This window comes from Chitinophaga sp. (genome assembly GCF_035564935.1).
GTDB lineage: Bacteria > Bacteroidota > Bacteroidia > Chitinophagales > Chitinophagaceae > Chitinophaga.
Map to the genome: position 1 here is coordinate 1 of NZ_DATMTE010000595.1, position 4,729 is coordinate 4,729.

General features: G+C 43.9%; 3 protein-coding genes. All 3 read right to left on the reverse strand.

Annotated features, from left to right (window positions below; all coding sequences use genetic code 11):
• Positions 1-984 (reverse strand): TonB-dependent receptor plug domain-containing protein (locus VN105_RS15080; protein ID WP_325642305.1); only part of this gene is annotated, 984 nt, incomplete at its 3' end.
• A 20-nt stretch (positions 985-1,004) separates the two neighbouring features.
• Positions 1,005-3,860 (reverse strand): TIM-barrel domain-containing protein, encoded by a 2,856-nt coding sequence (locus VN105_RS15085; RefSeq protein ID WP_325642307.1) that lies wholly within the window; start codon positions 3,858-3,860, stop codon positions 1,005-1,007.
• A 128-nt stretch (positions 3,861-3,988) separates the two neighbouring features.
• Positions 3,989-4,729, reverse strand: a 741-nt coding sequence (locus VN105_RS15090) for a response regulator transcription factor (RefSeq protein ID WP_325642309.1), incomplete at its 5' end; no start/stop codon positions are given.

Below are 4,729 nucleotides of genomic sequence, written 5' to 3' on the forward strand. Positions count from 1 at the left end.
CATGGATAAGGAGTAAGCTGAATTGGCGCCTCCTCCCTGTACGCCTAATACGTAGTTCTGAGTAGGCACATTACTTTTAAACATCTGGTCCATCCAGTTAGTATTAACGGGCAGATTGTTAACTACATCATCGCTGAAGTACGGCGCCTTACCTGAATTAACAGCTGCTTCATTGATGATGGTAGCATACTCTTTTGCATTCAGTAATTTTGCTTTACGCGGCACCTGTTGTACGCCATAGAAAACATCCAGGGTTACCTGTGGTTTCTGGTTGGTTTTCCCGGTCCTTGTGGTAACCAGGACAACTCCATTGGCAGCCTGGGAGCCATAAATAGCTGCTGATGCAGCATCTTTCAGGATATCGATAGATTCAATATCGGCGGGGTTAAGGTAGGAAATATCACCTGTTTGAACACCATCAACAATATATAACGGGGAAAAATTACCCACCGTACCCTTACCACGAATAATAACATTCATGCCTGATCCCGGCTGTCCTGAATAAGTAGTAATTTGTACGCCGGGAGCTTGTCCCTGTAATGCCTGTAATGCATTGGTCGTATTCTGTTTCTGAATATCGGCGCCCTTCACCTGTATATTAGCGCCTGTTACGAGCTTTTTCTTCTGTACCCCGTATCCAATCACCACCACGTTTTCTAATTGGGTTTCGGCATCCTGCAATTGAATTTTCAATTCGGATGATGTAACTTTTACCTCTTTTTGAATAAAACCAACCGAAGAAATTACAAGTACATCGCCAACGGAAGCCGCAATGGTAAACTTGCCGGCTTCATCGGCAACGGTGGAGACATGCGTACTTTTTACGGTAACCGACGCTCCCGACACCGGCGAAGCAGTAGCCTGGCTGGTTATTGTTCCACTTACTTTCGCAGTTTGAGCAAAAGTGTTTTTACTATGGGCAAACAGTAAAATAATACCACATAGCAATAATATTCGCAAGCGAATAATTCTGGCTGAGTTCATACGTGTGAATTTAAAATTGGCTACTTTTTTATAGTTATAGATTTCCCTTCATAAACTATTTCTTTATCGCATGTTGCATCAAAATCCAGTCGTGTGGCTTTATTTGGCGTTATCACATTAATACGGAATATTCTTTTGGATACCATATTATTATATGAACCTTTTCGGTCGCCTATAGTAACTGTTGCTGTTCCTTCGTTATACTTTACCGGGATGATAGAAAAAGCGCCCTTTTCATAATTGTAATTGGTTCCCTCATCTTCATAAAGATTAAAAGATGCGTCGGCGCCGGTATAAATGTTTAGGGTGACAGTATCCGTTTGTTTTTCGGCGGTGTACTGTAATTCAGGGCCGAAGGGAAGTATAGATCCGGCTTTCACAAATAAGGGCATGCGTTCATAAGGGGCAGCGGCAGTAATTTTTTGCCCGCCTGCGTACCATTTTCCTGAATAAAGATCATACCACCCGGCACACTCAGGCAAATACAGCCTGCGCCCGGTTTGTCTGTACTCGTAAACCGGGTTTACCAGGATAGCGGGGCCAAACATATATTGGTCCGGGATGTTTAATACTGCGGTATCTTTTGGAAAATCCATGGCGAGACCGCGCATGATGGTATAGTCATCATGATATGCCCATCCTGCCAGCGAATAGATATAGGGAAGTAAGCGATAACGTAGCTTATCATAATAGAGGAAGCTTTTGTAAGCGGGATGATCCTCCGGTGCAGTGTTAAATACCTCGCGGTAGGGGAACTGCCCATGCGAACGGAACAAAGGAACAAATGCACCAAACTGTGACCAGCGGGTCATCAACTCTCTCCACTCTTCCAGGCTTTCGCTATCCGGTTTTTCAAACCTCCCGGGCACCACAAAACCACCTATATCCATGGTCCAATAGGGAAGCCCGGACATAGAGAAGTTAATGCCTGCCGCTATTTGCGCTTTCATATCCACCCAGGTAGAACCAATATCCCCGCTCCAAATGGCTGCGGCATAACGTTGCGAGCCTGCAAAACCGGAACGTGTTAACAGGAAAACCCTTTTATCAGGATCAGAGAAACGTTGCCCTTCATAAATTCCTTTTGCATTTTGCAGGGGATAGGCATTCAGAAACTCTGCTGCACTGCCTAAAGCTGTTGGCGTCATCTGGAGCTTTCTTCTTTCCGGGCTTACATTAGAAAGGATGTCCGGCTCACTGGCATCCATCCACCATGCGTCAATGCCTTTGCTATAAATTTTCTTATTGATCAGCTCCCAGAATCCTTTCCTGGCAGATTTATTGAAAGCATCGTAAAAAGTGGAAACATATCCCTTGCCTATCCAATCTCTTTGCTGATCCGCTATGTTTCTTTTGTAAAGCCATCCGTTTTTATCAAATTCTTTATAGCTGGATATCCCATCATAAAACTTCGGCCACACCGATATCATGATTTGGGTGTTGTATTTTTTATGCAACACATCAATCATACTATCGGGAGACGGGAAACGTTTTTCATCAAATTCCTGGCTGCCCCATTCGGCTTCCTTCCAATAGCTCCAGTCGAGCACGATGTTATCAATGGGGATTTTCCTTTTCCGAAATTCATCTACAGTAGCAACTATTTCTTCCTGCGTTTTGTATCTCTCCCTGCTTTGCCAGAAGCCCAGTGCCCATTTTGGTACAATAGGCGCTTTACCGGTAAGCGTTCTGTAACCGGAAATGACCTCATCCATGTTATTACCATACACAAAATAATAATCAACCTGTTTACCAGCTTCAGAGCAAAAACCAAAACTGTTCTGTTGTTCTTCGCTCAATGGCTCCTGCCATTTTAAAGAGAGATAGGATTCGCCTCCTTCCGGTATCCATACAATTTTCACAGGTACCTTTGCCCCCTTTGCGAAATCCCATGGAATTAATGCAGAAGCCGGGTTCCATGCTTTCCTCCATCGATCCAGCACCAATTTTCCGTTCAGCCATACTTTCAGGGAGCCGCCATAAACAAACCTGAATTGATGAATACCCTCCAGGTTACTGGAAAGCACACCTTCCCAGGTAACCATACCGGTGGCAGGTGTAAACTCCCGTGGCAGCCGGATCTTTGACTCTCCCAGGAACTCCATATTAATACTGGCCTCAGCCCTTTGAATACTTACCTCCTGCGGCTTGTGGAAATCGTTGGCATAGGTGGCGGTAAGCCATCCCGCTTCACCTTCTTTTGAAAATATCTGCATGGAAGAAAGTGGATGAAGCGGCCTGATATCCCCTACCCTGGTCAGGGAGTAGTTATCCCACAGGATACCATAGTTTTTATTGGAGATCAAAAAAGGAACGGCTACCTCTGTATTATTCTGAAAGAAGATGACCTGCTGCCCCCGGTAATTCATAATACCGTCCTGATGCTGACCAAGTCCATACCATGCCTCTCCGGCTGTAGCCTGAAATGTTTGTGTAAGCGTATAATATCGTTTGCCATCAAATACGGCCGACTGAAAATTTCTTCCCAATGGCTGTTTTTCAGCTAATATTCTTTTACCTGACAGGTCTGTAAAAGTAACAGCCCCGGTTTTACGGTTTACTGTGGCTACTAACTTTTTGGTCCTGAGTACCAGATTATCCTTAGACGGAATGATATCCCAGGTAAGCCCGGGCTTCTTTTCATAAACAGTGACCAGGCTGTTTCGGGGTGCTATTTCTCTACCCGGCGCCGCAATTACCCTTATAATATTATCTGCTATCACCTCAAGTTTAACGGCATGAGAAGAACCTGTATTAACAGAATCCGTAAAAATCATCACTCCGTCCGGGAAAGTAATATAAGAAGGTGGCACAGCTACCAGCTTATTTATAAATATAAGCATCAGCAGACCTGGCAGCAACAATCGCAATTTCATATACGTGGATTAGTTGCTGTAAAGCTACTGCCGCACTACAAGAAGACAGGGGGCCGAATGATTCAACTACAGGGCTCAAATGTTACAAATGGACGCATATTACTGCCGATACCCCGATAAGAAGATGATTAAGGAGTTTTCTTTTTAAGATTTGCCGCGTATTCTGAAGGTGTTATCCCGAAGTCTTCCTTAAAAAGTTTACGAAATACTTTGGGATTATTAAACCCTACCTGGTAGGCTACTTCTGCTATAGACATTCCACTTTTATCTAATAATTGAGCAGCTCTTTTCAAACGGATGGACCGGATAAAATCCAATGGCGATTTGCCGGTGAGGGAATTGATCTTTCTATACAGGGTTACCCGGCTCATGAACATCTCCCTGCTAAATTCATCTACCGAAAAATCAGGGTTATCCATTTGATTTTCAATTATTTCCATTGCCTGCTTCAGGAATTTTTCGTCTACAGGCGTTATGGTCACCTCTTCCGGATTGACCTCAATCTGCTTCTTAAATCTTTTCTTCAATAGCTGCTGCTGCGCCAGCAGGTTATTAATGCGGGAGGCCAGGATTTCAAAGGTGAAAGGCTTTGTAATGTAATCATTAGCGCCGGCTTTCAATCCTTCCAGTTGTTTCTCCTCACTGCCTATAGCCGTAAGTAAAATAACAGGGATATGTGCAGTGAGCATTTCCGACTTAATTCTTCCAGCCAATTCAACTCCATCCATCAAAGGCATCATAATATCGCTTACCACAAGATCGGGATTTAACCGTTTTATTTTTTCCCAGCCTTCCCTTCCATTGACAGCTTCCTCAACATGATACTGCTCTTTTAGATTGTCTTTCAGATAAAAGCGCAAATCCTCATT

What these genes read in the sequence shown, in the direction of transcription:
- VN105_RS15085 (WP_325642307.1), bottom strand. Translation starts at nt 3,860, where the DNA reads ATGAAATTGCGATTGTTGCTGCCAGGTCTGCTGATGCTTATATTTATA.